Below are 26,733 nucleotides of genomic sequence, written 5' to 3'. Positions count from 1 at the left end.
CCACGGTTCGCGGTTCGCGGTGCTCGGGCATGAGAACGGGGCACCCACCAGGTCGGCGGGTGCCCCGGTCACGGGTGCGGGTCAGGCGGCCTGACGTCCCACCAGCCCGACCCGGTACGCGAACGCGCGGGCGTCAGCGTGCAGCGCCTCGATGGTCGAGTCGTTGAGCACCACGTGGTCCCAGTCCGCCCAGTCATCCAGCGAGGTCTCCGAGGCGTGCTCGTCCTCCGGGCGCGGCAGCCCCGGACGGACCACTCGCACCAGGTACCCACCGGCCTCACGCACCGCGGCCGCCTCGTTGGGGAAGCGGACATCGGTGAACAGCACCGGGCCGGCCACCTGGGCGGCGCGCCCCATCGCGGTGTCCACCCAGATGGTGTCGCGGATCAAGCGCCGGCCGGCGTCGGTCCCGGTGACCTGCAGGTAGCGGCGAACCTCCGGGTTGTTCTTCGCGGCGGTGTAGCCCACCGCGTCCACCAGGTCGGTGTACCGGATCTCGCGAGGGCCGCTGATGATGGGGTTCTGGGTGAGCAGGAACCGCTTGGCGAGCTCCTCATCGGCCAGCTCCGGGATGCCGCAGGTCATGGTGGCATCCAGCAGGCGACCGCTCTCACCGAACCAGCGCAGGTCGCTGTCAGCCAACCGGGTGCCGTTGCAGCGCACGTGCACGATCGAGTCCTGCGCGGTGACCAGGGACCGCAGCGCGTCGGCGAACGCCATGTGGGCGGCGTGCACCCGCAGCGTTTCGGCCCAGGTGTCCTTGCCGTGCCGCAGCCGGCCCGAGACCCCGATGAGGGTGTTCGTCATGGTCGCCACTCCTCAGCGGTTGTCGCCGGAGCCGCCCAGGACCCCGCGCATCTGACGGTCGGAGAGCTTGTCGAGGTTGCCCTGCGCGACGTCACCGAGGTCGAGGCCGAGCTCGGAGGCGGCACCGGCGACGTACCAGAGCAGGTCGCCCAGCTCCTTGCCGATGTCGGTGCGGGCCTGCTCGGTCAGCACCCCGCCGTTGTCGCGGATGACCTTCTTGAGCTTGCCCTGCACCTCACCGGCCTCACCCAGCCCCAGGCCGACATAGGCCAGCGCGAGCGCCGACCCGGTGCCCTTCTCGGGGTAGATGGCGGTGGACAGGGCCTGGGTCTGGTAGGCGTTGAACGTCAGCGTGCTCACGGCGGTTCCTTCGTCTCGTGCGACCTCACCGCACCGGGTGTGCGGGTCGGGGGTTGATGGGGGTCAGCGGGCGGGCTGCTCAGCGGGTGCCGGTCAGCCACCGGTGGGCATCCACGGCGGCCTGGCAGCCCGAGCCGGCGGCGGTGATGGCCTGCCGGTAGCGGCGGTCGGTCAGGTCACCGGCGGCGAACACCCCTGCGACGCTGGTCGTCGTCGTGGCCCCGTCGGACAAGGCGCCGCCAGGGGCGGTCAGCACGTACCCGTCCACGTCCAGTGCCACCTGCCCGGCGACCAGGTCGCTGCGCGGGGTGTGCCCGATCGCGACGAACACCGCGTCGGCGTCCAGGACGGTGCCTGCGGCCAGCTGCACACCGGCGACCTTCTCGGTGCCCAGCACCGCGATGACGGGGGAGTCGAACCGGATCGTGATGCGCGGGTCGGCCAGCACCCGGGCCTGCATCGCTGCCGAGGCCCGCATCCGGTCCGAACGGACCAGCATCGTGACCGAGGACGCCACCCCGGCCAGGTACAGAGCCTCCTCGCACGCGGTGTCACCACCACCGACGACCACCACCGGGCGGCCGGTGAAGAACACCCCGTCGCAGGTGGCGCAGTACGCGACCCCGGGCAGCTGCTCACCGGGCACCCCGAGGTGCTTGTGGGCTGCGCCGGTGGCCAGCACGACCGTCCGGGCGGTGTGGATGCGGTCCTCGGTGGTGACGGTCTTGAGGTCCCCGGTCAGCTCGAGCTCGGTGACCTGTTCCAGCAGCAGCTCGGCACCGTGACGTTGCGCCCGCTCACCGAACGCCTCCATCAGCTCAGGACCGTGAACACCGGTCGGGAAGCCGGGGAAGTTCTCGACCTGGGTGGTGGTGGTCAGCGCACCACCGGGCTCGTACCCGCACAGCACCCGCACGCTCAGCCCGGAGCGGGCGGCGTACAGGGCGGCGGTGTACCCGGCCGGGCCGGCACCCACGACGAGGACATCGACGGGCGCGGACGGGGCAGCAGTGGTGGGGAGGGTCATGGAAGGTGGTCTCCGACGTCGGTGAGGAAGGTGGCCGTGTCGCGGCCGCGGCGGCGCGGGCCGGTCAGCGCAGGACGCAGCCGCGGTGGGTGGTGGCGTGGGTGCCGTGGACGACGCAGCACCGGTGCGCGTGGGTCTCGTCATGGACCCGGCGGGCCTTGAGCCGCAAGTGCCGGCTCAGCCGGAGCGTCAACGCGTAGTCGGCGGCTGCACTGGCTTGGTCGTATTCACCGCGGCGGGCCAGCTCCTCAGCGAGAGCGATGATCTCGGAAGCGGCCATCAGCCAGGTCACCGAGGGTGCCTCGAAGAACCGGCCGTAGGTGGGCAGGTACACACGCATCGAGCCCGGGGTCGGACCGAGGACGACCTGCGCGGTACGGGTGTGGGCGGCGCGGCGGGCCGCGGCCACCAGCTCATCCGGCGTCGAGACGCTCATGCCGCCGCACTCAGCATCAGGGTGCGGGCGTAGATGAGGACGTGCTCGGGGCTGCGCGGGGCACGCTCCAGCCACATCACGACCCGCTCCATGCCGGCGGTCAGGGTCGCCTCGTCAGCGGCGGGGTCCAGGTGCTCCAGCAGCCGGGTCGTGGCCAGGTCGCGGCGAGCCGTCCAGTCCTCGACCTCCTCAGCAGGCAGGCCGTCGTCGAGGGTGCGCTGGGCGACGAAGACCACCCGCGCCAACGCCAGAGCTCGCGCGTCCGGGGAAGGGACGACCGGCTGGTCGGGGGCGGTGGCGGGCCGCAACGCGTACACCGCCGCGTTCACCGGGCACCACCGGCGCTGATGCCGAACTCGGCAGCCAGCTGGGAGGTGGCGATCTCCTGCACCCGGGAGATGGCCTTGGCGGCCTGCCCGATGGACAGCCCGCACGCCTTGGCGACCTCCCCGAGCTCGCGGGGGGCGCCGTGACCGTCGTAGACGCCACCGAGCCAGGCGCGTGCCACCGCGTCCAGACCGGGCTCGACACGACCTGCGGCGTCGGCGACCTTGTCCAGCAGGGTCAGCGCCTCATGCTTGGCCAGCGGGGACTCGTCCTGATCGCCGGCGGAGCGGTCGTGCTCCTCGGGCAGCAGCGCCACGTTGTCGACGGACTCGAAGTCGTCCATCGTGGCGATCATCGACTGGCGGGCGGCGTCCGCGCGCAGCGAGGTCATCCGCTTGTTCGTCTCGGTGAGGATCTCGGCCTTGGAGGGCTCCCGACCCCACTGCGCCAGCAGCAGCGACCGGGTCTTGAACAGCTCGCGACGCCGACGCATGCGGGCAGTCGCGCCCGCGGGCCGGATACCAGCCGCACCGCCGTCGAAGTGGGACCGGGTCGGGGCCTTGGACTGGTAGAACAGGAACCCGTCGAAGCTGGTGATCTTCGCGACCCGGGTCGGGTCCTCGGCGATGCCGTTGAGGATCTTGACGGCCTCGACATACAGGATGCCGAGCACGTCGTCACGGTGGGCCTCGATCTGGGAGGCCTCCCGGATGCCGTTGACCCGGCACAGCTCGGTGGCCATCGAGGTGAAGGATCCGCGCGGACGCACTCGCGGGCGCAGGAACTCCTCCACCAGGCGCTCCCGGTGGCGGCCCTCGGCCGCAGCGATCGCTGCGAGGGCCTGCTGGTCGGCGGTCGGGGCGCCGATGCGGTGCTGGCTCGCGGTGGTGTTCTGGTTGCTCACACCCTGCCTATGGCGGGCCTTGGCAACCGGGTGTCAACTTAACGGCCGGTGCCGGTCAGTGCGGTCAGGACGGCACGCGCCCGGGGCCGGGGTGAACGGGAAACCGGGCCACGGCGCAGCCATCTGCGGGGTGGTGGCGTCCAACCAGGCGAGCAGCCGGGTGCCGGCGGCCCGGGGGTCCAGCAGCCAGGACAGCGGCAACCGGCGCAGGGGGCCCACATCCAGCCGCAGACCCAGCAGGCTGACCAGCCGGTCCATCGCCGCACCGGCACGGACCTGCCCCCAGCCGGGTTGGGACAGCAGCAGCTGATGCAGGGTGATCCGCAGCAGCGCCTTGTTGCCGGGTTCGGCGGCGGCGTTCACGACGTCGTTGACGCTCAGCAGCCCGTCGGTGACGCTCATCAGGTACTCGGCGCGCCGCATGGCGGCCGAGCGGCGCGCGGCAGCTGCCTGCGGGGCGGGGGCGAGCCAGCCCCCGGAGGGCTGCGGGACGGGGGTGGCCTCCTTCACGCGTCCTGGCTCTCCAGGTGGGCCAGTGCCAAGGCCTCGGTGTCGTTGTTCGGGTCGCCCAGCGTGGTGCCCAGGCGCTCCAGGTCGTGGGCGCCGGCCATGGCGTCCCGGCCGGCGGTCAGTGCCCGCAGCGCCCGCTTGACTGACAGGTCATCGGCGGGGTGACGCTCGTTGTAGGTGGCGATCAGCTGCTCCAGGGTGGCCTCGGGCAGCTCGCGCCACACGCGGCGGACCTTGCGCCCGATCGGGGGGTCGCCGACGGCCTGCCGCACGTACAGCTCGGCGGCGCGACGCAGGTCGGTGGTGATGTACTTGAGCGGGTCGACCCGCACGAACGCCACCGGCGCCAGGCAGCGACGCAGCAGCAGCGCGACGGCGCCTTCACGTTCGGAGGTGCCCAGCAGCATCCGGTCGCGAACCTGTTCCAGCCCGGTCTCATCGAGTACGTCGGGGGCGGCCTGGGCGTGTGGCAGACCGTGCAGGATGTCGGCCGAGACGACCCGGACCGCACCGGTCACGGCCCGTTCGACGTAGGCCTCCAACGCCATGGTCGCCTCCCACCGGGCGTGCTTGCCGGCCTCGATCAGGGCGTGCAGGGCGTGGGTCACGTCACGGCCGGGGGCCAGCCGCACCGAGGACAGCGACGGCTCCTCGACTGGGGCGGCGTCCTGGGCCTGGACGGCACGGGCTCGGACCAGGGTCTCGTCCAGGTCCATGCGACCGCAGGCTGAGTGACCCATGCCGATCATCGACCAGTCAGCGACGGTGACCGTCCCGGGCCGCAGGATCCGTACCGGGCCGCCGTCCCAGGTCAGCCGGACCGGCATCAGCATGGCGCGCCCGTCCCGACGCAGGGCCTTGCGGCCGATGTCGATGGCGGGCACCACCCAGGCCCACGTCGGCAGCACCAGGACCGTGCCGGTGGCGCCGGTGCGGGCCTCCAGGACCCGGGCGGCGGCCTCACCGATGAGGATGTCGTGCAGCCGGCCGCAGAAGGTGTCGATCCACTCGTGGCGGACGTACCCGGTCATCGGGCACCTGCCCGAGCGGCGCGGACCAGACCGGCCACCGCGGCCAACGCGCCCAGCGGCGGCAGGATGATCGTGCCGGCCGTCACCACCGCGCAGGTCAGGGCCGCCGCACCGCTGAGCACCGCGCCGACCAGGCCGATGGTGCGCAACGGCAGACGCTGCACCAGCGGCACCCCGACCGGGACAGCTGTCACGGCAGCGGTCGGCTGCTCGCCGCCCGGCGTTGGTGCCGGGGTCAGCAGCGCGGTCGCGTCCACGTCCTCGGTCGCGGTCACGACCTGGGTTCGCGGCCACTCCGCGTGGGCGGTCCGGGCCCGCAACGGGGTGCCGTCCTCCCAGGCCGAGGGGCTGCTGCGACGGTTCGTCGGGACGGGGGAGACCTCGAGGTAGTCCTGCGCGGCCTCACCCTCGGCCGGGGCCATCAGTTTCCCTTGCGGCGGAAGAACCCGAGCAGGCCGCCCTCGTGACGTTCCGGCACGACCGCGCCGGGAACCTCACGGGTCTGGGTGAACACCGAGTCCTGGGTGACCTGGAACAGCACCTGGTCCAGCACGTGGGCCATCTCGGCGTGGTCCCAGGGCAGCTCACCGTTGTTGGTCTGGGCGTTGATGGCGTCGTCGCTGTGCACGACACCGAGCCAGCGACCGAACCGGGAGAACAGCTCGCGGGTCTTGTCCTCGTTGAAGCTCAGGCCCCGCGAGACCCGGTTGAGCATGACCCCGATGCGGGAGGTCGGCACCCCGAGCGAGGTCAGCTCGACCAGCCGCTTGTACAGGTTGTCCACCCCGGGGGTGGACAGGTCGGAGATGCCGACGAGCCAGCCGTAGGTGCTCAGTGCCGGAGTCCAGACATCATCGAAGAGACCGGAGGTGTCGGCGGACTCCTGGATCTGGGTGTCGACGACGACCAGGTCGGCCACCGAACGGGCGTGCGCCAGGACCCGGCCGTAGACCTCGGAGGTGACCAGGGTCGGGTCGGCCAGACCGTCCGGCGGCGCCATCACCATGGCGAACTCCAGCCGGTCCACGTCGCCGGGCCGGTTGGCTGCCAGCCGGTCCGGGGTGATGACGACCTGGGCCGGGTCGGTGCCGGTGGCGACGTCGTAGATGGTCGGCAACGCCGAGCGGGTCAGTCGCATGAAGATGCGCAGGTCGCCCTGGCCGCGGTTGCCGTCGATCAGGACCACCTTCATGTGACCCAGGCGGGCGGCACGCTGCGCGATCGTCATGGCGGTGGTCGACTTGGAGACCCCGCCCTTGCCGGCGGTGACGATGACGACCGGGGCGCCGGCGGCGGGGTCGGCGACCGCGGTCGGGAAGCCCGGCTCGGCCGGGGCCGGGGCGGGCACGATGCGCTGGAACGGGCCTGCCGCGTCCGGCTCCTGCAGCAGCGTCTCCCAGTCCTCGGCCACCGCGACCGGCGCGGCCTGCGCGGCGGGACGGTGGTGGACCGGGGCAACGGGCTGGGACGCGGTGAGCGGGGCCCGGCGGGGGATGGCCGGGGCCGCGTCCCAGCCCGAGTCGGTGGCCGGCTCTTCGTGAGCGCCGGGCCAGGTCGGGATGGCCGAGACCGTGGGGGCGGGCCCGGTGTGGATGTCGGCGGCGGAGACCACCAGACCGTCGGTCAGCAGCTGGTGCTCGGTGAGCTCACGCGGGCACGGCAGTCCGACGGTCTCGAGGACCTCGGCGACCGGCGCGGGGGTCTGCACCCGGGGGACGTCGCCGGTGTTGCCGGCGATGCGGCGCGCGGTGCCGGGGTCGGAGGAGACGGCGTCGATGTCGACACGCACCACGGCGGCGGTCGCCGAACGCAGCGTCTTCTCCAGCCAGGGTGCCTCCCCGGACTGGGCGAGGTCGGCGACCAGGAGGACGACGGGGCCCTCCTTGGCGGCGGCCACGACCGCGCGGGCGCTGGAACGGAAGTCGTCGCCGGTCGCCACGCGCACTCCGGCAGCGGACAGCGCAGCCGCCAGGTGGGGCAGCCGGATCAGTCCGACGGTGATGTTCTGGTTGCTCACACCCTGCCTATGGCGGGTGGTCGCCACCGGGTGTCAACTCGCTCCGGCTAGCCTGGCCGGTGCGGACGCTCGGCACCGTTCGGGCGGCTCGGTGTGCGGGTGCGCGAGCCCGCTGAGCCATGTCGGTGGCTGCCGGGCCGGTGCCGCACATTCAGCGACACCCACCGGAGACGCACAGGGGAGGACCAAGCGTGAGGAACCTCGCGACCGCAGCGGCCGCTGCCCTCGTTCTGCTGCTCGCCGGCTGCGGCACCGGTGCGCCGGGGGTGGTGCCGACCGTCACGGACCCGGCGCCCGCCACCACGGCACCAGCCCGGACCCAGACGCTCGAGCCCGAGACGCCACCGGCGTTGGCCGTCGGCGACGTCGTGCCTGCCGCCGACGTCGAGACCGTGCGAGAAGCTGCCGGCCATGTCTACGTCACCGCCTCCGGTGACGGCGTGGTGCTCGCCCCTGGTGAGCCGCTGCCCGAGCCGGTCCTGGCCGAGATCACCCAGACCAGCTGGGGTCCGAGCCCCGCCGCAACGTTCAGCCAGTACGGTGCCGAGCTGGCCGCCCAGACGGAGGTGCTGTTGCGGTTGGACGACGCGCAGGTGCCCGTGATCCTTGTGCAGGCCGCCGGCATCTACCAGGGTCAGGACCTGATCGGCACCACCTACGGCGCGAGCATCGTCGGTGTCCCCGACGCGCGCGAGCTCAACGCCGCTCTGACCAACGGGACCCGCGCCCAGGTCGACGCCGACGTGGCGAGCCTGCTCGAGCAGCACCCGGACGCCCAAGTTCTCGACCTGACGGGCTGACCACAGGCCGCCGGCGCCCCCGGCGCTGCTGTGGTTTCCGGCTGGTGCTGCTCCTTACTTTGCACCTGCGGGCGCTGAGGGTCGAAGTAATGCACAAGCGCTCTGCGATCGGCGCATCCGCACCCGAGGCGCAGCGGACCTCGGCGCCGTTCTTCTAGTCAGCAGGCGGGAAGCTGCGTTGGGACATCCGGCGGGCGATCTCGCCCAGCAGCTCGGCATCGCTCGCGGACCGTAGTGTCGGGCCCTCGGTCTCGTCGAGCCCCAGCGCGGCCTGCACGGCAGCGGCCCGATTCCGGGGCACGGTCTCGTCACGCTCCCAGTTTCCGATGGTGCGGGCGCTGACCCCCAGGAGCGAGGCGAGCTGCTCCTGGGTGAGCTGGGCGCGCTCGCGCGCCCTCCGGATCCCCTCACCCTGCAACACGATGCCATTGTGCAGGAGCGAGCGCGGCCGTGGAGGTCATGTCGGGCATTGTTGCGCAACCTCGTGCCGGCGACGACACGATCGGCAACAGGGAGCGAGAGTCTTGGCTGTATCCCAATCGTTATCGCGCGTTCTTGCCTCTAGTTTCCTGTGCCCGTTACCTTCGCCCCATGAGACGACAGTTCTTCGCGGCTGCGGCCGCGGTTGCGACCATGGTGGCCCTCGGCGCATGCGGCTCCGAGCCCGGTGGCGGCACCTACCCGACCAACACCGTCGACCCGAACGCGGCCGCCGCCGAGTCGACGACGGATCCCGCCACCGAGGAGCCGACGACCGAGGAGCCCACGACCGAGGAGCCCACGACCGAGGAGCCCACGGAGCAGGGGCCCACGATCAACGCGCACGGCAACCTCGACAAGGAGGTCGGTCAGGAGGCCGGCATCCTCGACTACGACGGCACCGAGCACGTGAAGTTCACACTCACCGAGTACGCCTGGGACATGGAGTGCACGAACGAGTGGGCTGAGGGTCCCAAGAACGGCACCTTCCTCGGACTGCACTTCGACGTGATGACGACGCAGGAGTTCGTCGAGAACGACTGGGCGACGGAGTTCAGCATGGACAGCTTCGAGTTCGGTGCCTACCGGGGCGACACCCGGGTCAACGACGTCGACGGCAACTCCTACATGTGTCTGGACGACAACGACCAGCTGCCCCGCATCGGGCCCGGTCAGCACGCCACCGGATGGGTGGTGCTGGACGTTCCGGAGGACGTGACCTCGGTGCAGTTCATCTCGTTCATGACCGAGGGCGGCTGGGAGTGGCAGGTGCCGCGCAGCTGACCCCGTCGCTGTCGCGATCGGGCCCCGCACCTTCGGGTGCGGGGCCCTTTTGTGTGCCCGAGAGCGCCTCGAACCGTGCCGAGAGCCGCTCCGACGGACTTCTCGGATCCAGCTCCGTCGGCCCTGGGAGGTGTTTGCGCAGGTCAGAGCGGGTGAACGGAGAAACGGACGGACGGAGCAACTTTCAGGGGTCCCTATAGGGGGTGTGTGTGAGTGCGAGAACCGCTTGCACACACACAACCCCTATACGCGTACCCCCTCTAGTTACTCCGTTTCTCCGTTCAAGTACCAGATCAGAGGCACTAGAGGCCCTCTGACCTGCGGTTTTACCCTCCAGGGCCCGACGGACTTTGCTCCGAAAAACTCCGTCGGGCTCCGTCGGAACCCCTGCAAACCGGTATCTGCGCAGGTCAGCGGCCCGACGCCAACTCCGTCGGGGGCCGGCAGGGCCGAGCATGCCCGCACATGTACTCGCCACGACCGACCCGGCACCTCCGGGACGGTCACGCCGACCGGGCAGCGGTGAGCGGTCCCGCGCCGCACATCAACCCCAAGGCACGTACTCGTACCTGACGCAGGAGGCACCACATGTCCAAGCCCCGGTTCATCTCCCCTGAGCACCTCGAGTGGCTGGAGAGCTCGGCCATCCCGGCCGACCGGGCCAAGGACCTCGGCATCTGGACGGTGACCGGTCCGGACGACCTGACCGGTACCGGGCTGGAGTACCTGGCGCAGAAGGTGCCGGGCATCACCGGCCTGATGTTCACGCTGCGTCAGGTCGACGGGGCGCTGACCTACCAGATGCGTGTCGACCCCCGCCATGTCACCCCCGAGGGCGCCGACGTCGAGTTCCCGGTCCGCAAGTACGTGCAGGAGGCCGGTGTCGGGGCCATCATCAACGTGCCCGAGGCGCGCGCCCACCTGGTCGACACCGCCACCAAGGTGCTCGTCGTGGAAGGCACCAAGCAGACCATCGCCGCCAACCTGTGGGCCGCACCGGACTACCTGGTCGTCGGCATCCAGGGGGCCCGGAACTGGTCCTCGGCGGGGGTGCCGCTGCCCGTCATGTCCCGCCTCATCGGCGCCGGCCGCGACGTGGTGCTCTGCTTCGACGCCGACTGGCAGACCAACCCCGCGGTCTGGGACGCCGCCAAGTACCTCTCCGAGCTCGCCACCGGTGTCGGGGCCAAGTCCGCCAAGCTCATCACCGTGCCCGGCGGCGGCAAGATGGGCCTGGACGACTTCCTGGGCTGCATCGCCTCCCCGGACGTGCGCCCGCTGTCGCTGCAGGGCCTCATCGAGTCCGCCAAGAAGGGCCTGGGCCGCAAGCCCGCCGCGAAGAACAAGACCGCCAACGTCAAGCGTGACGAGTCGATGCGCGTGGACACCGGCCGCGGCCTCATCATGAAGGTCGCCACCTCCGAGAACGAGATGGGCAACGCCACCCGCACCGAGGAGGTGGCACTCAACGTCGCCGCCGAGATCATCGCCTCGGAGGCCCACGTCGATGAGGACACCGGTGACGCCTCCAACCAGGTGCTCACCCTCAAGGTGTACGTGCCCTTCGACGGTGAGACCGAGGACAACCCGAAGATCAAGAACTACCAGGTCAAGGTCCCCTCCTCGAAGCTGGCTGACGTCGGGGTCTGGCTGGACCGGCTGCCGCACGGCTACGGGGTGCGGATCCCGCGCAAGACCAAGCCCGATGACGACGTCGCCAACGCCATCCGTTCCTTCTCCTCCAACATCCGCCCCATCACCGTGGTCTCCCACACCGGGTGGACCTTCGATGACGCCGAGGAGATGTGGCGCTGGTGCGACGGCATGGGCGCGATCGGCCCGATCGACAAGGTGGACCGGCTGCACGGCAACCCGGGCTCGGAGGACTTCAAGGCCATCAAGCTGCCCGCCCCGCCGGCGGTGGACGAGAACGGCAGCATCGACCCTGCCCAGCAGGAGGCGCTGCGGCTGGCGGTGCGCGAGTTCATCATGACCCGGGAGCGTTTCAACGACGCCGCCAAGTTCAACTGGGAGGTCGGGCTGTCGGCGTGGGCGCTGGCGTTCCTGGGTGTGACCCCGAACGCGGCCATCTGCTTCTTCGGTCCGCCGGCCTCTGGCAAGTCGACCATCGCGCAGGCCATCGCCGCCTCGCTGAACGAGCACTGGGCGCCCCGCACCGGGTCGGCCATGGCGACGTTCAACGCCCGCCCCGCGGGCATGGACCTGCTGCCCGACGGGCTGGACCACTGCTTCCTGCACGTCGATGACCTCAAGCCCGAGGCCGACCCGCAGTCGATGAAGGCCGCGCTCAAGGCGTTCGATGCCCTGCTGCGTCGCGCCCACGGCTCCGGTGGTGCGGTGCGCGGCACCATCGACAAGCAGCAGGACCGGCTCGCGGTCCGTAAGGTCGACTCGGCGTCCCCGCTCATGATCATCACCGGTGAGGAGATCCCCACCGGTGAGGGGTTCGCGGAGTCCGGTCTGGACCGGGCGCTGTTCATCCCGATCCAGCCCAACACCCAGCTGCGCAGCATGGAGGACCTGGCCGAGCTCGAGCGTTCGGCTGCCTCGGGCCGGTTCAAGATGGCCACCACGGCCTACCTGATGTGGATCGCCGGGCAGATCAACTCCGGCGCCCCGGTGCTCTCCGGTGACGGGGAGACCCCGATGCCGGCTGCCGAGCCCAAGGCCCGGTTCGCGACCTGGAAGGCGCAGGTAGAGAACCAGCGTCAGGCGTTCGTCACCGGCGACCCGGACTCGGGCCTCGCGGCGGTCGACTCGGTGTTCCCGGCCGGGTCGAAGGTCTCCAACCGTGCCCGCATGCTGACCGCGTCGCTGCTGCTGGGCATGGAGCACCTGCTGCGGTTCGCGACCGAGACCAGCGCCATCACCGGTCCGGAGGCGATCACCATCTGGAACAACTTCGGTGAGGGGCTGCGCAACTCGGTGCTCAAGCACACCACTGAGGTGATGGGCGGCAACATGACGCCGGCCGACCGGGCACTGGCGTCGCTGCGTTCGCTGGTCGCTTCCCGGCGCGTCACGCTGGACCCGGTCCAGGGCGACCACAAGCCGCTCATCGGTCAGGTCGTGGACCTTGTCGATGCGGGCCCGAACGCTGTGGCGATCAACCACATCGCCGCGGCGGAGGCGTTGCGCTACCCCGGCGGTGGGCGGGCGCTGCTGCGTGACCTGTCCGACGCGCTGGTCCTGGACGGCCCGGACGGCAAGAAGACCCGCACCCTCAAGATCGGCGGTCACCGCACCCAGGTGTGCGTCATCCCGGGCGAGACCTGGGGTCTGACCGCTGAGGATGTCCGCCAGAACACCGACGTGTTCTGAGCCGCGGTGCGGCACGGGCCCCGACGCGGGCTCGTGCCGCACATAGGCAGGGGGAGGGCGCAGACCGCTGGTCTGCGACCCCGGACAGCACGCTCGAGGATGAAGGAGGTGGTGAGCTGGTGACGACAATGAACTTCGGTACGCCGAGCTGGCTCGCCGCCGCGGCGCACAGCGGTCCGGTGTCAGAGCCCGCGCTCGCGCCTGCTGAGCCTGCGCCTGCCACCGATCCTTCACCTGCGGCAGGCCCTGCTCCTGCTGCGGAGCCTTCACCCGCTCTCGATCCTGCACGTGCCGTCGATCCTGCACCGCCCGCAGCACCCGCAGCACCCGCAGCACCCGCAGCACCCGCACCGCAGCCCACCGGGGTAGAGAGCGTCGCCCTGGCCCAGCCGGGCCGCCGCTACGTCAACGACCGGCCCCGCGCCCGCAAGACCCCGACCCCCGAACCCACCGAACCCGAGATCGACGAGGACGAGGCCATCGAGGCCGAGCTCGCCGCTCGCCCCATCCCCGGCCCCGGGGTGCCCCGCAACTTCACCATCCTGGACGCCACCTCGATCCGACCCGCCGGACGACCCGCCCTCCGCCTGAACGGCGACCTGCCGCCGTGGTGCGCCGAACGCCCCCACGCCGTGCTCTGGCCGCGCGCCGGATGGTGGACCGACACCTTCTGGCCCGCCCCGCACGAGAAGGCCCCGGCCGACCTGCCGCTGGTCGCCGCCCACGAGCTCGACGTCCACACGGCCGCCGGCCAGTGGGACGTCCTGCACGGACAGATCCTCGCCAACGGCCCAGCGCACACAGCCTGGGTGCTCGCCCTGCGCGGGCGCGAACTGCTCGGGCTCTGGCGCACCCGCCCGCAGCAACTGCCCACCCTGCTGGACCAGCTGACCGGCGGCGGCGTTGACATCCCCGACCAGCCCTACTGGACGCTGAACCGCGCCGACCTCGAGACCGCCCTCGACGACGACCAGGCCAGCGAACCGCCGCGGGCGCACGACGTCGACAACCCCCTGCCGCCCGAGCCCGACCCGCTGGACGCGCTCGGCTTCGACCCCTACGCCCAGGACGCGCCGCTGCCGGTCATGCACGGCGAACCCGCCTGGGCAGCCACGCCCGCCTACACGGACTGGTGACCGATGCCTGTTCTTGTCCTTGACCTGGACAACACCACCTTCGATTACAACGCCGCGCTGGCCGGCCACGTGCTGCGGACCGAGCGGCGCGTCGTGCCCGCTCAGGTGCCGCACTACTCCTTCGCCAACTCCGGCTGGTTCGCCGACACCGACCACTTCCTGCGCACCCATCGCGAGGCCGTGCGGGCCGGGCTGTTCGCCCACATGGCCCCGTACCCCGACGCGATCGAGACCCTGCACGGACTGCGCGAGGCTGGCTGGTACATCAAGGTCGCCACCCACCGGCTCATCGGCGGCATCGACGAGCACCTCGTCCGGGCGAGCACCCTCGCCGGTCTGGACCGGGTCGGGATGCCGTACGACGAGGTCCACTTCGTGGCCGACAAGCACACCGTGCCCGGTGACATCTGGGCCGATGACAAGCCGCGCGTGCTGACCGACCTGGACGCCCTCGGGCTGCCGCGCCTGGCCTACCGGCACGCCTACAACGCCCATGTCCCCGGCCCCGGTGTCGGCAGCTGGCGCGAGCTCGGCCGCTACCTGCGCACCTTCGCCCTGGAGGTGAGCGCCGCGCCGGCGTGACGCATACCACACTACTTGTGGCGTCATCCTGCAACGCTGGAGGGGCAGCCGGACACTACAAGGTGTGGAAACACCCGACGACGACTACTCGTGCTGGCAACGCGCCATGGCCGGAGACGGCCCGGCGTTCGGCACCATCTTCGACCGACACCAGGCCCGGGTCTACCGGCACGCCTTCTCCCTGGTGCGTGAAGCCGCCGACGCGGAGGACGTGACTGCCGGGGTCTTCCTCGAGCTGTGGCGAAAGCGCCGCAGCGTGCGCGTGCTGCGCGGATCGCTGCTGCCGTGGCTGCTGGTCACCGCGACCAACATCGCCCGCAACCAGCAGCGAACCCTGCGCCGCCACCGCGCCCTGCTGGACGCCCTGCCCCGCCCGGTCGAGAGCGACGAGCAGGAAGGCGAGGTCTCCGAGGACCTGGCCGCCGGCCTGGCCCAGCTGGACCCCGTCGACCAAGGCCTGCTGACGCTCATCGCGCTGGAGGGCCACTCCGTCAAAGAGGCTGCCGAGCTCATCGGGCTCACCGAGACCGGTGCGCGCTCACGCCTGCATCGGGCACGACGCCGCGTCAAAGAGAGCCTGATGGCGACGCGAACACGGATCGGCCCGAACAACCAGAAGGAGGAGACGGCGTGAGTACCCCCACCGGCATGAACGAGAGCATGAAGCAGGGCCTGCGCGCCCACCTTGTCCGGACGGCCAACGAGGAGCCGGCCCGGCAGCGCACCGCCCGCCGCAACGCCGCCCTCACCGGCGCCGCCGGCCTGGGCCTGGCGCTCGGTGGCCTCACCATCGGGTGGGGCCTGGGCGTCAACAACGCCAACCCGCCTGCCGCCGAGCAGAGCACCGTTGCCCCGACGGACCAGCCGACCGACCATCTCATGGGCGGTTCCGGCGGCCCCTACACCGTCTGGTACCAGTTCGTCGGCTCCGCCCACGTGACCCTGCCGCCCTACCCGGTCCCGATCATCGCCGAGGCCACCTTCACCTGCGAGGAGGCCGGGTCCCTGGCCGTCGGGGATGACGAGGCACGCACCTGCGCCGCGGGGGAGTCCTTCACCGTCACCGTCAAGCTCGACGGGCAGTCCACCCAGCTGCCGGTGGTCGCCCAGGACGGGCAGGCATGGACGTTCAGGCTGGTCTACGGCGGCGAGGACGACGGCGCCCCGGAGCCGACCAGCTCCGGTGACGTCCCGCAGATCGTGCCCGGGGGCGCCGGAGGGTCATCGTCGTGACCGACGGCCCGCTCAAACCGGTCGGGTGCCGCACATTGAACATGTGTGACCCCCGACTCTGCGAACTTCTACCTGGGCGACAAGCTGGCCTGGGTCGGCCACCACCTGGTGGTCACCGACCCCGACCTGCTCGCCAAGCTGGACAAGCCGTACCTGTCGGCCTCCACCGCGAAGTCGGTGCACAACTGCCCGGCGTGCTGGGTCGGTGCGAAGGCGCTGCCGGGGTCCTTCGACCTGTTCAGCCCCACCGAGAAGGGGTCCGCGGCACACCTGGTGCTGGAGGAGCTGTTCCAGCTGCCGCCGGGCCGCCGGGACGCCAAGCACGCGGCCGCCATCCTCACCGGCCTGCCGCGGCGCGACCCCGAGGAGGGGGAGGTCGACTACGCCCAGGCGCTCGGCACGGACCCGGTCCGCTACGCGCAGTGGATCTCGATGGTCACCAACGCCTACTCCGGCATCTTCACGATCGAGGACCCGACCCAGGTGGAGGTGTTCGCCACCGAGCTGCGGCTGGACGGCATCGAGGTCGGTGGGGTCCCGTTCAAGGGGTTCATCGACCGGGTCGACATCATCGAGCAGGACGGCAACCGAGCCCTCTTCGTGAGGGACTACAAGACGGGCGCCGACAAGTCCGAGCCGAATCCGCGGTTCTCTGACGACCACGGCGACCAGATCCGCCTCTACGTCGAGGCACTGCGACGCTGGCTGACCGAGAACGGTGAGCCCAACCTGCAGGTCGCCGGCGGCGGGCTCTACTACGTCGAGCACGGCACCCAGCGTGAGGTCGATATCCGGCCCAGCGCCATCCGCCAGACCCTGGCCGGGTTCGCCACCTCCTGGCGCGAGCTGCACTCCTCGCTGGAATCGGCCTCCTTCGAGGTCAAGCCCAGCCCGCTGTGCGGGTGGTGCCCGCTGGTCAACTCCTGCCCGGTCGCCTCACCCAAGCGCAACCCCAAGGACCCTCGCGACAACGCCCCGCAGGCCGTCGAGCTGGGCATCCCGGTGCTGCGCCGCAACCCCGTCACCGCCGTTCCCGCCGGCGACGAGATCACCGCCCCTGCCGCACATACAGCAGTAGGCCGGAACGGTTCCGGAACATCTGACATGGAGGACACGATGAGCAACGGCAAGCCGTGGCGCGAGACCAAGCCCTGGGAGGGCGACACCGTCGACGGTCACATCATGCTCGCCTCACCCGCGGCCACGGCCGTCATCGGGCTGGCCTCCATGTCCGCCGAGCAGCTGCACCAGCACGGCTTCAAGGTCGGTCCGACCACGCTGCGGCTGATGACCTCGCTGCTGGCCAAGGTGGTCCTGGACACCCAGGCCACCATCACCGACGGCTCCACCGACTGGGCCCAGGGTGCCAACACCCGCGCCCGCGGCGCCCTGCACACCGTGCTCACGCTGCGTCCGCTGCCCTTCGGTGACCTGCCCGAGGGCACCGAGCGTGACGCCGAGGACTTCGCCGCCCACGCCGAGGCTCTGCTGGCCTGGCAGCAGCGCGCGACCACCTTCGCTGCCGCGCTGCTGCGCACCGGCATCGACCTGTTCGACGGCCACCTGCCGCTGAACTTCACCGACCTCCTGCCCGCACGCGGGCAGGGCCGCGACGCCGCCTGACCGGCGCCCACCACCCACCCGCACGAGAGCACGTAGGAGAACGAACATGGCCTTCCAGACCAGCCGCGAGGACATCATCCTGGCCGCCGTCGCCGCCGCCGGCCCCGCCGGGGACAACAAGGGCGCCTGGTACACCCGCGTCAAGGGGCTCGCCGCCGAGGTCACCCTGATGCTCGACGAGAACAGCCCGATCAGCCGCCACATCGACAAGTTCGCCGGCATCGACGCCCGCTTCCCGGCGGTCATCGTCGGCGGCAAGGTGGAGGCCGCCTCCAAGCGGGTCGAGGTCCGGCTCGTCCCGGTCACCCGCGACGGCTACGGCGAGGAGGAGACCATCCGCACCGAGCGCACCGACACCCCCGAGGGTGCCGCGATGCTCGAGCAGGTCAAGGCGCTCAAGGGTCACCGCGTGCTCGTGCACAAGCGCATGGAGCAGAACGGCGACAAGAAGTTCCGCGTCCTGCAGCACGTGGTCGACCTGGGTGTCGACCCGCAGAAGGACGAGCTGCTCGCAGCCTGAACCGGTACCGCTGCCGCTGTCTCCCGGACAAGTCCCGCGGGCAGCGGCAGCGGTGCGCCGGAGCGAACCCGGTTCCGGCGCATGTTCACCCATGAACCCCCATCCACCATCGCAGCGAGGTGCACCGATGAGCACGGACTACTTCACCACCGACGAGGCCGACAGCGGCGTCCCCGAGTTCCCGACCCAGTCCGAGGTCACCGAGCGCGACGAGGACGCCGAGGTGATCGAGCTCGACGAGGACGAGACCTCCGGCTCTGAGGTCCGCCGCACCCGCAGCACTCGCCGCGCAGGCAGCCGCCGCGCCGAGGTCCGCCGCGACATCGCCAAGTACATCCAGCTCACCGGCGTCAACGACGAGGACCTGCAGCTGCTCGGCACCCTGTACGGGGTGGCGCCCGACCCGCTCGAGCTCACCGTCGCCATCATGGCCGGCTCGCGCGCCAGCCTCGCTGCAGTCAACGACCTGCGCGCCATCGCCGAGGCCGACCCGTTCGAGGCGCCGCTGGTGGCCGCCGCGCTGGCACCCGCCCAGCTCAAGACCGTCCACAGCCTGCTGGTGAGCCTCGGTGGTGCCTCCACCAAGGACCTGCCCGGTGGTGCCGTCACCAAGGCCGCCGGACGGCTGGCCCGCGATGTGCACGGGCTGGGCACCGCCGCCCGCGACCGGCTGGACCGGGTCCTGGGTCTGACCAAGCGGACCGTGTGAGGAGCATCTGCCGCACATATGGATGTATAGACAATGCCATGAAGACGACGAGGGTCGTATCCGGTCTCATCCTTTTGGATGACTGACCGTCACGTCATGGCGGCCGACAGGGCCGTATAGACAGTTCGGGGGAACAGTTGAGGACGAGGAAGAACAACCAGAGGTCCACGGACATCTGGCAGGACGCCGCGGAGGTCCCGCGCGCCGGAGTACCGGACGCGGCGAAGATCGAGAAGCGGTACCGCCGTGTGCGTCGCTACTACACGGCAGCGGGCGCCCTGCTCCCGGTGACCCTGCTGGTCTCGACCCTGGCCGTCGGCAGCATCCTGAACGCCGACCAGGCACCCCCGGCGGTCGTCGAGCAGGCCGACCCGGCCACCCGCAACCTGGCCATGTCGGCCGTGCAGACCTGGCTGGACTCCGACCCGGCACCGCTGCCCGGGGCGTCGCTGCTGTCCTGGGACGACTGGAGCGAGCTGCCGCAGCGCCCCAAGACCACCGGGGTGGACGCCGACACCACCACGCGGCAGTCGCACACCCTGACGGTGCGGACCGGTACCGGCTCGCTGCTGACCGTGCAGGTCCTGGTCGCGCTCAACCCCGCCGGCCAGGCCGTCACCATCGGCAGCCCGTCGGTGACCGCCCAGCTGCCCGCCGGTGAGGGCATGGAAGGCCTGGAGGCATGGTCGGCCGGTTCCCCCGACACCGCCTCACCCGCCGTCACGCAGGCCGTCGAGCAGTGGGCCGCCGCCTACGGCTCGGGCGACTCGGTCCGGCTTCGCCAGGTCGTCGGTGACCCCGACACCACCCACCTGTACGTCCCGCTCGCCGGGCTGTCCGCTCCCGTCACCCAGGTCGCCAAGGTCGCCTGGCGCACCGAGATCGTCGAGGGGCGCGAGCAGCGCACTGAGTACCTGATGGCGCAGGCCGTGGTCTCCCTGGGCTGGGACGGCGTCGAGCGTGAGCCCGGTGCACCGGCTCCGAGCGCCACCTATGACCTGCTCATCGTTGGTGCCGACGGCGGCGCCCCCCGGGTAGTCGCCTGGGGTGGCCCCGGCACCGCCCCCACCCTGGAGCCCTACGCCAACGCCGTCACCGGTGTCAGCGAGAACCTCGACACCTCGGTCAACCCCGTGCAGGAGAACAGCTGATGGCGCGCAAGCCCGCCGCCGCCGACGTGCTGCCCACGCAGCCGCAGTGGCCCACCTTCACCCGGGCGCGGCTGCGCGGGGAGTGGCGCGAGGGCCTGGTCATGGGCACCGACAACTCGGTGTGGCTGTGGCGCGCGGTGCCCATGTCGCCGGTCGCCGACGCCAAGTCCGACTCCGACATCGACCAGGCCGCAGCCCCGCTGCTGCAGATGTACGCCGAGCTCGCCCAGCTCTCCGCGATCGTCGGGAACCGCCGCTCCATCGCCCGGCAGTCCTACCGCGAGGTTCACACCCTGGTGGTGAACCTGCCGCAGTGGTGGACCCCGCCGGCCGACCACCCCATGGGTGCCCACCTGGCCTCGCTCTTCCCCCGCACCCAGGAGACCCGGGTACGGACCGCCCTGATCGGTGTCAAGCTGCAGGACAAGGTCGGCGGCGCCGGCGGCATCAAGGCCACCCTGGACTCCATCGCGGAGACCATCACCTCCGGCGGCACCCCGATCAGCGACTACGAGCCCGACGCCCGTCGGGTCGCGCAGGCCGCAGCCCGGGCCGGTCTGACCGTGCCGTCCAACGAGCAGTTCCGCATCGCCAACGCCTGGTGGAACAACGGCACCGCACCGGACGTGTACGTGCTGCCCTCCCCGGACTGTATGCACGTGCTCACCCACGCCGAGCAGGCCCGCGCGGTGGCCCGTGCCATGGCCGACCCGGACGCCGCCCCCGACATGGACCACGTGCCCACGGTCACGATGGCCACCGTGCAGGACATCGACCTGCCCTACGTCCCCTCCAACCGGGCCGAGGCGTGGTGGGTCACCCAGCTGCTGGACCAGGACGCCCTGGTCGTCTCGATCCGGGGACGTGTCGAACCGGCCGTCATCACCCGCGCCGAGCTGCGCCGCAACCGGCAGCGCATCGACGAGGACATTCGGGACCGCCTGCAGCAGGGCAAGATGGAGCGCGCCGAGCAGGAGGAGCACGAGCACATGCTCCGCGAGGTCGAGGCCGCCTACGCCGCCGGTGCCCCGCCGACCCTGGTGGACGCCTCGGTCATCGTGGGGTTCTCCGGTTACGTCGCCGACATGAACGAGCTCTCGGTCTCCCTGACCGCCAAGCTCAACCCGATGCTCGAGCGGCAGCGGCAGGCCATGGCAGAGACCATGATCGCCTCGAACGTGCGTGCTAACCCGCACGTGCACGACCTGCCCACCCAGACCGTCGCCTACTCCGGTGCCTCCGGCCTGTCGGTCGTGGGGGATGCCCCCAGCGCCGGGTCGGTGCTGCTCGGGTTCACCCAGCGTGACAAGCAGGCATCCTGGCTGGACCCGATGGCCGCCGCCGACGACGACAGCGTCCCCGCCATGACCGTTGTCGGGCAATCAGGAGCCGGGAAGACGATCCTGCTGCAGTGGCTGGCCCACCAGTTCAGCTTCACCCGCCCGTGCATCATCGTCGACCCCAAGATGTCCTCCAACCTCGAGGGCCCCGTCCTGGAGCGAGGCGGCGTCGTGGCGTCCCTGGACGACCTGGAATCGGCCGACGGGGTCTTCGACCCGGTCCGGTTCTCCGCCAGCCCCGAGGACGGCATCGAGCTGGCCGTCACCATGATCATGGACATCAACCCGTGGGGCACCCGGGACGCCGGCCAGTACGAGACCGACCTGCGCGCCGCCATCTTCTACGGTGTGCAGCGCGGCGCCACCTGCACCGGGCAGGCGCTGGCCCTGGCGGTCAAGGCAGGCGAGATCGGCAAGGCGGCCGTCGCCCCGATCTTCCGGTTCGCTCAGACCAGCTCGCTGTTCCGGGCCTGCTTCGGAATCTCGCCCAAGTCGCAGGGGCTGCGCGTCAACAACGGGCTGACCCTCATCAAGGCCGGCACCATCGACATCGCCGCCCTGGCCGCCCAGGACACCAACTCCCAGACCGTCCGTGCCGCCAAGGCGCTGGTCCGCATGATGGTGTTCGGGACCGCGATGGCCGTCTCCGGTCGTGACGGTGTCGTGCTGCTCGACGAGGCGTGGCTGTTCACCCAGTCCGGTCGCGCCGAGGTCGAGCGGCTGGGCCGGCTGGCCCGCTCCCAGCGGGTCTTTCCGGTGCTGTTCACCCAGCGGGTCTCCGACCTGCTCAAGGCCGAGCTGGCCGGCTACATCTCCCGCGGCATCATCCTGCCCATCCAGGACGAGGACGAGGCCGTCGCAGCCTGCAAGCTGTTCAAGATCGAACCCACCCCTGCCCGGCTGGCAGCCATCATGGGCTCGGACAAGGTGGCGGCCGCCGGCGGCGGTCAGCAGCCGAACTGGGACTCGATGCGCGCTCTGCGCAACCCCACCACCGGTGAAGTCCTGCGCGGCGCCATCGGCATCTACTGCGACCTGGCCAAGCGCGCAGTCCCCACCGAAGTTGTCATCCCCCCTGCCTTCCTCAAGATGGCCTCGACGAACAAGCGAGACATCGATGAGCGCGAGCTCGTCAAGGAGCAGGCCCGTCTTGCAAAGGAACAGCACGACATGTCCACCACCGCTGAGGTCGCACCGAGCAACGAGATGTCGTGGTAGCCGCGGCCCTGGCAGCGTCGACCTCGACGCTGCGCGATGTGACCAACGCCGCCTCGCTGACGACCCTCCAGCTGGACGAGGTGGCCCGCGGCATCGCTGAGACCGCCGCCGCCGGCGCCCTGGACTCGCGGGAGAGCGCTCACCGGATCGCCGCCCTGATCGCCACCTCCCCGATCATCGATGAGGTCAGCACCTACACCGCCGGCCTGTCCCAGCAGCAGCGTGCCGACCTGGCCGACTCGCTGCGCTGGCAGCTGGTGCGGACCGTGCTGGACGCCGAGCGCGGGTTCTTCGACCTGGACCGGCTGCGTACCGCCTCCTTCGCCGGGTGGCTGCGGCAGACCGCGATCGCGTTCTCCCACCGGGACGCCGTGGTGCGGCCCCGGTCCGCAGCGGACCGGCTCACCGTGCTGTGGGACACCACGCCCGGGCAGATGGACGACACCACCGAGCAGGAATGGCAGCAGCGGCACATTTCCGAGCACGCCCCGGTCGCCTCCTCCGCCGAGGAGCAGGCCTGCACCGGCGGGTTCTGGGACCTCGTGGAGGACCCCGAGCAGATGGTCACCAAGACCAAGGGGATGCGCGCCGCGGCACGCACGTTCGCCCTGTCGGTCGCGGTCCGCCGCTCCATGAGCCTGCCCCGGCTGTGCGTGCCGGCCGAGGAGACCGACCGCCAGTGGGTCCTCGAGACCTGCCAGGCCGACCCCAACGCTGCCGCCCGCGCGCTGCGCGCCGTCGTGGAGCTGCTGTGCGGTCTGCGTGACGGGATGCCCGAGGTCGACGAGCGGCTGCTGGCCCTGTGGGACGACTTCTCCCTGGAGCAGCTGCAGTCCCTGGAGTCCGCACCGGCACCGATGGTCGACGTCCTGGTCGTCGGGCAGGTGCAGCCGGCCCCCAAGCCGTCCCGGACCGTGCTGCGGGCGCTGCGCAAGAGCGCCAAGGACCTGGTGCCCTCCCGCGGCTGGCACGACATCGCCACCCACCTGGTCGCCTCCTTCGTGGCCCGGACCACCAGCCCGGTCTCCGACTTCGACGGGGTCTCCGACGAGGTCAGCCGCGCCGCCCTGGTCGCCGAGGCCAAGCGGCTGGCGCAGCAGTGGCCCACCTACGTGCAGCGAGCCCTGGCCTGGCCGGGACAGCCCCTGGGGTGCGACGAGGAGGAGATCACCGACCGTCTCGCCCGCACCTTGCACGACCTGACCGAGGGCTCCGGACCGGCAGGCTGCGATGCCTGAGTACGACGTCACCGTGACCGTGACCCACGAGGCCCGCATCCGGGCGCGGTCCAAGCGGGCGGCCATCGAAGCGGCGGAAGCTCTCAACGGGGCCTGGCCGCTGGACATCACCGACCTCAGCATCGACGCCGAACGCGTCCGGGCAGGGTCGGCGACGTCGGCGCAGGGTCAGGCGGATGCCTTCAACCGGGACCACCCGCACGGGTCCCCGGTGCGGTACTGGCCCGGCGCACGGGTCGGTGAAGGACGCCTCTCGACGGTGCGTGGCACCGCCTGGGTGATGCCTTCGGGTGAGGCCGTGGTGTGCGTGCAGGACTACGCCGGCGGTATCGCGCTCACCCATGTCGAGGTCGCCGGAGGTGCCGATCGTGGCTGACCTGAACGTCTTCTCCGCCTACCTCGATGAGAAGATCGGCGGCCGTATCGCCGACCTGGACCCGCAGCAGGCTCAGGCCGAGCTGCTGATGCTGCACCGCACCATGAAGGCTGCCGAGGAGGTCGGGGAGAGCATCGCGGCGGTCATCGGCATGACCGGCGCGAACCCGCGCAAGGGGGAGGTCGGTGACCGAGCGGACCTGGTGAACGAGCTGCTCGACGTGGCGGTCTCGGCGCTCGGGGCGGTCGAGCACCTCAACGGGAACGACGGCTCCTCGCTGGACCTGCTGCGCGCACGGATCGACCGGGTGGTCGCTCGTGCAGGACTGAACCCGCAGCCGGCTGGTGCGCAGCTGTGACCACCCTGTTCCACACCAGCCCGACGACGAACCGCGAACAGATCCTCGCCCAAGGGCTGTGTGCCCGACGTCCGAGCGAGGGACCGTACGCGGACCTTGCGGCCGGGCAGCCCGTCGGGGTGTACGTCGGCCCGGCCCCGGACCGTCGCGGCGTCTGGGCGCACGATGACCCGTGGGACGTGTGGGAGGTGGACACCAACGGCGTGCCCTGCCAGCCCGACGTGCTCAACCCCGGAAGCACCGTCCTGCTCGATGATGTCGCGGCCGCACGTGTACGTCTGGTGTCGACCTACTCCTGGCTCGGGGCCGCCACGGCACCCGGAGGTCCGAACCGATGAACTGGCCGACCCCGCAGGAGGCCGTCGCGGACGTGCGGCAGGCGCTCCTCGACTTCTCGATCTGCGATCGCGTGGATGCCCCGGGCGATCGCAGGCCTGATGGCCAGGCGCACCCGTACTGCGTCACGCACAACCGCCTGTGGGGCGCGTGCGCAGGGTCAGGAGGCTCCGATGCCTGAGTGCACCTGCATCTACTACGCCGCCGGACCGGTCCGCTCCGCGCTCGTCGCGCGCACCGGGTCCGACCGCGAGGACGAGCCCGGCTGCCCCGAGCACGGAGCAGAATCAGGAGGCACGCAGCATGGTTGACGACTGGCGTCGACACACCGAAGCGATCAGCGCGCTCGAAGCGATCGCGAGCGACTACGAGCGGATCGTGGGCCGTCGGGAGAAGTCCGGCGTGGACAGCACTGACGCTCTGCTGGTCGGCTCACGTCAGGTCGCAGCAGAGCTCCGTGAGTCCATTCGTGTGCTGAATGCCGACCTGGGCATCATCGAGCCAGCAGGCTCAGCCCAGCCCCGCACATCTACAGGGACGTGACCGCTCCCTCTCGCCGCTCCACCAACGTCCGGCTGCGATGGGCCGGCGATGACCAGTGGGCGGTGACCACCCCGACCGGGTCGTTGGCGTGGAGTCAGGACGAACCGCCGCCGCCGGGGGAGTGGGCTGCCACCGCGCACGGTCACGGCGAATCCACCGGCGACCTCTACGTCGGTTCGGCCGACCGGGTGCTGGCCAGCATGCCGGACCTGGACGGCACCGTGAAGCTGGCCTACCTCGACCCGCCGTACAACACCGGCCGCACCTTCACCGACTACGGCGACCGGGAAGAGTCCGCGCTGTGGCTGACGATGATGCGTCAGACCCTGACCCAGGTGCACAGGTCGCTGCGCACCGACGGCAGCGCCTGGATCCACCTCGACGACGGCGAGGTGCACCGGGTGCGGCTGCTGGCCGAGGAGGTCTTCGGGCCCGCGAACTTCGTCGCGGACGTCGTCTGGGAACGCAAGCGCAAGCCGTCCTACCTGCACGGTCAGCTCGCCCAGGTCACCGACCACATCCTCGTCTTCGCCAAGGACCGCACCCGCCTGGGCCGGTTCAGCACCGGGGAGCAGGTCGCCTCCCGTCGTGTCCCGCTGCACCACGGGTCCAACGCCCCGACCGTGCTGCGGTTCCCGGCCGGGTCGGTGCAGATGCCGCAGCGGCTGGGCACCATCGCGGCCGGTGACATGTCCACCGCCTCGGTGCGCACCGAGCTGCTGGACGACATCGAGGTCGTGGACGGTCGCAACGCCGCCGACTTCGCCATGTTCGGGTCCTTCCGCTGGAACCAGGAGCGACTGGACCGTGAGCTCGCCGCCGGCGCCGAGCTGCTGGTCTCGAGCCGGCTGCCGCTGCGACCCAACGTCATCTCCGGATCGGGCTCCAAGACCTGGACCACGCTGTTCACCCGGGCCACCGGGGTCGCGACCAACGAGGCCGCCCGGGAGCATCAGCACGCCCTGTTCGGTCACGCCGGGTTCGACACCCCCAAGCCGGAGGAGCTGCTGGCCCGCATCATCGAGACCGCCACCGCACCCGGTGACCTGGTGCTGGACCCGTTCGCCGGGTCGGGCACCACCGCCGCGGTCGCGCACAAGCTCGGGCGCCGCTGGTTGACCGTCGAGCTCTCGCAGCAAACCGTGGACACCTACGTGCTGCCGCGGCTGACGCAGGTGCTGGCCGGCACCGATGAGGGCGGCGCCACCTACCGGCATGTCCCGGCGCTCACGGTCCCGACGCCGGAAGGGCTGACCGCGCGGCAGGCGCGGCTGGCTGCGCAGTGGCTCGGCGACCTGGTGGCCGCCGGTGAGCTGGACGGGCTGGACCCGGAGACGGTGGCCAAGGCTGCTGCCCGGATGCGTGAGGCCGCGGCCGCGACGACCCCGGTCCGGGTCCATGCCGGTGGCGGAGCGTTCCGGGTCTGGAGCGCCGCTGCTGCCGTCGCGGTGGCCGCCTGAGAGGTCGAAGGTGCACGTTCGTGCACATTCCGCTGATGTGCACGTTCGTGCACCTCGGGTAGGCGCGGACCGGTCAGCGGCGCGCC

At 71.1% G+C, this 26,733-nt stretch carries 31 protein-coding genes; 20 read left to right on the top strand and 11 right to left on the bottom strand.

Annotated features, from left to right (window positions below):
- Positions 1-81: 81 nt before the first annotated feature.
- From GPA03_RS05190 to GPA03_RS05145, 10 genes are all read right to left on the bottom strand, one after another.
- Entirely contained in the window at positions 82-807 is a 726-nt protein-coding gene (locus GPA03_RS05190) for a deoxynucleotide monophosphate kinase family protein (protein WP_156250846.1), read from the bottom strand.
- Positions 808-819: 12 nt separating this feature from the next.
- Complete coding sequence (locus GPA03_RS05185) at positions 820-1,167, bottom strand: nucleoside triphosphate pyrophosphohydrolase family protein (protein ID WP_206673445.1); 348 nt, start codon at positions 1,165-1,167, stop codon at positions 820-822.
- 79 nt (positions 1,168-1,246) lie between these two features.
- Complete coding sequence (locus GPA03_RS05180; protein WP_156250845.1) at positions 1,247-2,194, bottom strand: NAD(P)/FAD-dependent oxidoreductase; 948 nt, start codon at positions 2,192-2,194, stop codon at positions 1,247-1,249.
- Positions 2,195-2,258: 64 nt separating this feature from the next.
- On the bottom strand, positions 2,259-2,630 hold the full coding sequence (locus GPA03_RS05175; RefSeq protein ID WP_156250844.1) for a hypothetical protein: 372 nt from the start codon (positions 2,628-2,630) through the stop codon (positions 2,259-2,261).
- Positions 2,627-2,959 (bottom strand): hypothetical protein, encoded by a 333-nt coding sequence (locus tag GPA03_RS05170; RefSeq protein WP_156250843.1) that lies wholly within the window; start codon positions 2,957-2,959, stop codon positions 2,627-2,629. The genes GPA03_RS05175 and GPA03_RS05170 overlap by 4 nt, the downstream gene beginning before the upstream one ends.
- Positions 2,956-3,861, bottom strand: a complete 906-nt coding sequence (locus tag GPA03_RS05165) for a hypothetical protein (RefSeq protein ID WP_156250842.1) — start codon at positions 3,859-3,861, stop codon at positions 2,956-2,958. Before GPA03_RS05165 ends, GPA03_RS05170 begins: the two co-directional genes overlap by 4 nt.
- Positions 3,862-3,894: 33 nt before the next feature.
- Positions 3,895-4,371 carry a hypothetical protein gene (locus GPA03_RS05160; RefSeq protein ID WP_156250841.1) on the bottom strand — a complete coding sequence of 159 codons (477 nt, stop codon included), beginning with the start codon at positions 4,369-4,371 and terminating at the stop codon, positions 3,895-3,897.
- Positions 4,368-5,402, bottom strand: a complete 1,035-nt coding sequence (locus tag GPA03_RS05155; RefSeq protein ID WP_156250840.1) for a hypothetical protein — start codon at positions 5,400-5,402, stop codon at positions 4,368-4,370. Before GPA03_RS05155 ends, GPA03_RS05160 begins: the two co-directional genes overlap by 4 nt.
- A complete protein-coding gene (locus tag GPA03_RS05150) occupies positions 5,399-5,824 on the bottom strand; it encodes a hypothetical protein (RefSeq protein ID WP_156250839.1) in 426 nt (141 codons plus the stop codon). Before GPA03_RS05150 ends, GPA03_RS05155 begins: the two co-directional genes overlap by 4 nt.
- A complete protein-coding gene (locus GPA03_RS05145; protein ID WP_156250838.1) occupies positions 5,824-7,419 on the bottom strand; it encodes a CpaE/TadZ family protein in 1,596 nt (531 codons plus the stop codon). The genes GPA03_RS05150 and GPA03_RS05145 overlap by 1 nt, the downstream gene beginning before the upstream one ends.
- 191 nt (positions 7,420-7,610) lie before the next feature.
- Between GPA03_RS05145 and GPA03_RS05140 the strand changes: the two genes are divergently transcribed.
- Positions 7,611-8,219 carry a hypothetical protein gene (locus GPA03_RS05140; protein WP_156250837.1) on the top strand — a complete coding sequence of 203 codons (609 nt, stop codon included), beginning with the start codon at positions 7,611-7,613 and terminating at the stop codon, positions 8,217-8,219.
- Positions 8,220-8,373: 154 nt separating this feature from the next.
- Here the strand turns inward: GPA03_RS05140 and GPA03_RS05135 are convergent, their stop codons facing one another.
- A complete protein-coding gene (locus tag GPA03_RS05135; RefSeq protein ID WP_162458260.1) occupies positions 8,374-8,640 on the bottom strand; it encodes a helix-turn-helix domain-containing protein in 267 nt (88 codons plus the stop codon).
- 170 nt (positions 8,641-8,810) lie between these two features.
- On the opposite strand from GPA03_RS05135, the gene GPA03_RS05130 reads away from it, so the two are divergent.
- From GPA03_RS05130 to GPA03_RS05040, 19 genes are all read left to right on the top strand, one after another.
- A complete protein-coding gene (locus tag GPA03_RS05130) occupies positions 8,811-9,482 on the top strand; it encodes a DUF4352 domain-containing protein (protein WP_156250835.1) in 672 nt (223 codons plus the stop codon).
- A gap of 588 nt (positions 9,483-10,070) precedes the next feature.
- Positions 10,071-12,824, top strand: coding sequence for a toprim domain-containing protein (locus GPA03_RS05125; RefSeq protein WP_156250834.1), 2,754 nt, complete (start codon positions 10,071-10,073; stop codon positions 12,822-12,824).
- A gap of 119 nt (positions 12,825-12,943) precedes the next feature.
- A complete protein-coding gene (locus tag GPA03_RS05120) occupies positions 12,944-13,960 on the top strand; it encodes a hypothetical protein (RefSeq protein WP_156250833.1) in 1,017 nt (338 codons plus the stop codon).
- Between the two features lie 3 nt (positions 13,961-13,963).
- Positions 13,964-14,542 (top strand): 5' nucleotidase, NT5C type, encoded by a 579-nt coding sequence (locus GPA03_RS05115; protein ID WP_156250832.1) that lies wholly within the window; start codon positions 13,964-13,966, stop codon positions 14,540-14,542.
- A gap of 64 nt (positions 14,543-14,606) precedes the next feature.
- Entirely contained in the window at positions 14,607-15,176 is a 570-nt protein-coding gene (locus GPA03_RS05110; RefSeq protein ID WP_241681091.1) for an RNA polymerase sigma factor, read from the top strand.
- The gene (locus GPA03_RS05105; RefSeq protein WP_156250831.1) at positions 15,173-15,775 is read left to right on the top strand and encodes a hypothetical protein; all 603 of its coding nucleotides are present in this window, start codon (positions 15,173-15,175) and stop codon (positions 15,773-15,775) included. Before GPA03_RS05110 ends, GPA03_RS05105 begins: the two co-directional genes overlap by 4 nt.
- Positions 15,776-15,820: 45 nt before the next feature.
- Positions 15,821-17,398: a RecB family exonuclease gene (locus tag GPA03_RS05100; protein WP_156250830.1), complete on the top strand. Its 1,578-nt coding sequence runs from the start codon at positions 15,821-15,823 to the stop codon at positions 17,396-17,398.
- A 46-nt stretch (positions 17,399-17,444) separates the two neighbouring features.
- Positions 17,445-17,918 (top strand): hypothetical protein, encoded by a 474-nt coding sequence (locus GPA03_RS05095; RefSeq protein WP_156250829.1) that lies wholly within the window; start codon positions 17,445-17,447, stop codon positions 17,916-17,918.
- 127 nt (positions 17,919-18,045) lie between these two features.
- Positions 18,046-18,627, top strand: coding sequence for a hypothetical protein (locus GPA03_RS05090; protein WP_156250828.1), 582 nt, complete (start codon positions 18,046-18,048; stop codon positions 18,625-18,627).
- Positions 18,628-18,764: 137 nt separating this feature from the next.
- Complete coding sequence (locus GPA03_RS05085) at positions 18,765-19,778, top strand: hypothetical protein (RefSeq protein WP_156250827.1); 1,014 nt, start codon at positions 18,765-18,767, stop codon at positions 19,776-19,778.
- Entirely contained in the window at positions 19,778-22,336 is a 2,559-nt protein-coding gene (locus GPA03_RS05080; protein ID WP_156250826.1) for an ATP-binding protein, read from the top strand. The genes GPA03_RS05085 and GPA03_RS05080 overlap by 1 nt, the downstream gene beginning before the upstream one ends.
- Entirely contained in the window at positions 22,330-23,574 is a 1,245-nt protein-coding gene (locus GPA03_RS05075) for a hypothetical protein (protein ID WP_156250825.1), read from the top strand. Before GPA03_RS05080 ends, GPA03_RS05075 begins: the two co-directional genes overlap by 7 nt.
- Entirely contained in the window at positions 23,567-23,950 is a 384-nt protein-coding gene (locus GPA03_RS05070) for a hypothetical protein (protein ID WP_156250824.1), read from the top strand. The genes GPA03_RS05075 and GPA03_RS05070 overlap by 8 nt, the downstream gene beginning before the upstream one ends.
- Positions 23,943-24,308, top strand: a complete 366-nt coding sequence (locus GPA03_RS05065; RefSeq protein ID WP_156250823.1) for a MazG-like family protein — start codon at positions 23,943-23,945, stop codon at positions 24,306-24,308. The genes GPA03_RS05070 and GPA03_RS05065 overlap by 8 nt, the downstream gene beginning before the upstream one ends.
- Positions 24,305-24,646 (top strand): hypothetical protein, encoded by a 342-nt coding sequence (locus tag GPA03_RS05060; RefSeq protein WP_156250822.1) that lies wholly within the window; start codon positions 24,305-24,307, stop codon positions 24,644-24,646. Before GPA03_RS05065 ends, GPA03_RS05060 begins: the two co-directional genes overlap by 4 nt.
- On the top strand, positions 24,643-24,825 hold the full coding sequence (locus tag GPA03_RS05055) for a hypothetical protein (protein WP_156250821.1): 183 nt from the start codon (positions 24,643-24,645) through the stop codon (positions 24,823-24,825). The genes GPA03_RS05060 and GPA03_RS05055 overlap by 4 nt, the downstream gene beginning before the upstream one ends.
- Positions 24,818-24,955, top strand: coding sequence for a hypothetical protein (locus tag GPA03_RS05050; protein WP_156250820.1), 138 nt, complete (start codon positions 24,818-24,820; stop codon positions 24,953-24,955). Before GPA03_RS05055 ends, GPA03_RS05050 begins: the two co-directional genes overlap by 8 nt.
- Positions 24,948-25,187 carry a hypothetical protein gene (locus GPA03_RS05045; protein WP_156250819.1) on the top strand — a complete coding sequence of 80 codons (240 nt, stop codon included), beginning with the start codon at positions 24,948-24,950 and terminating at the stop codon, positions 25,185-25,187. The genes GPA03_RS05050 and GPA03_RS05045 overlap by 8 nt, the downstream gene beginning before the upstream one ends.
- Positions 25,184-26,647: a site-specific DNA-methyltransferase gene (locus tag GPA03_RS05040; protein ID WP_156250818.1), complete on the top strand. Its 1,464-nt coding sequence runs from the start codon at positions 25,184-25,186 to the stop codon at positions 26,645-26,647. The genes GPA03_RS05045 and GPA03_RS05040 overlap by 4 nt, the downstream gene beginning before the upstream one ends.
- Positions 26,648-26,733: the final 86 nt, after the last annotated feature.

This window comes from Pseudactinotalea terrae, assembly GCF_009733845.1.
Classification (GTDB): Bacteria; Actinomycetota; Actinomycetes; order Actinomycetales; family Beutenbergiaceae; genus Pseudactinotalea; species Pseudactinotalea terrae.
The sequence above is the reverse complement of the archived record's forward strand: the minus strand, read 5'-3'. Positions and strand labels throughout refer to the sequence as shown.

Coding starts and splice junctions, on each gene's coding strand:
- GPA03_RS05190 (WP_156250846.1), bottom strand. CDS start 807: ATGACGAACACCCTCATCGGGGTCTCGGGCCGGCTGCGGCACGGCAAG.
- GPA03_RS05180 (WP_156250845.1), bottom strand. CDS start 2,194: ATGACCCTCCCCACCACTGCTGCCCCGTCCGCGCCCGTCGATGTCCTC.
- GPA03_RS05175 (WP_156250844.1), bottom strand. CDS start 2,630: ATGAGCGTCTCGACGCCGGATGAGCTGGTGGCCGCGGCCCGCCGCGCC.
- GPA03_RS05155 (WP_156250840.1), bottom strand. CDS start 5,402: ATGACCGGGTACGTCCGCCACGAGTGGATCGACACCTTCTGCGGCCGG.
- GPA03_RS05150 (WP_156250839.1), bottom strand. CDS start 5,824: ATGGCCCCGGCCGAGGGTGAGGCCGCGCAGGACTACCTCGAGGTCTCC.
- GPA03_RS05130 (WP_156250835.1), top strand. CDS start 8,811: ATGAGACGACAGTTCTTCGCGGCTGCGGCCGCGGTTGCGACCATGGTG.
- GPA03_RS05125 (WP_156250834.1), top strand. CDS start 10,071: ATGTCCAAGCCCCGGTTCATCTCCCCTGAGCACCTCGAGTGGCTGGAG.
- GPA03_RS05115 (WP_156250832.1), top strand. CDS start 13,964: ATGCCTGTTCTTGTCCTTGACCTGGACAACACCACCTTCGATTACAAC.
- GPA03_RS05095 (WP_156250829.1), top strand. CDS start 17,445: ATGGCCTTCCAGACCAGCCGCGAGGACATCATCCTGGCCGCCGTCGCC.
- GPA03_RS05090 (WP_156250828.1), top strand. CDS start 18,046: ATGAGCACGGACTACTTCACCACCGACGAGGCCGACAGCGGCGTCCCC.
- GPA03_RS05080 (WP_156250826.1), top strand. CDS start 19,778: ATGGCGCGCAAGCCCGCCGCCGCCGACGTGCTGCCCACGCAGCCGCAG.
- GPA03_RS05070 (WP_156250824.1), top strand. CDS start 23,567: ATGCCTGAGTACGACGTCACCGTGACCGTGACCCACGAGGCCCGCATC.
- GPA03_RS05055 (WP_156250821.1), top strand. CDS start 24,643: ATGAACTGGCCGACCCCGCAGGAGGCCGTCGCGGACGTGCGGCAGGCG.
- GPA03_RS05050 (WP_156250820.1), top strand. CDS start 24,818: ATGCCTGAGTGCACCTGCATCTACTACGCCGCCGGACCGGTCCGCTCC.
- GPA03_RS05045 (WP_156250819.1), top strand. CDS start 24,948: ATGGTTGACGACTGGCGTCGACACACCGAAGCGATCAGCGCGCTCGAA.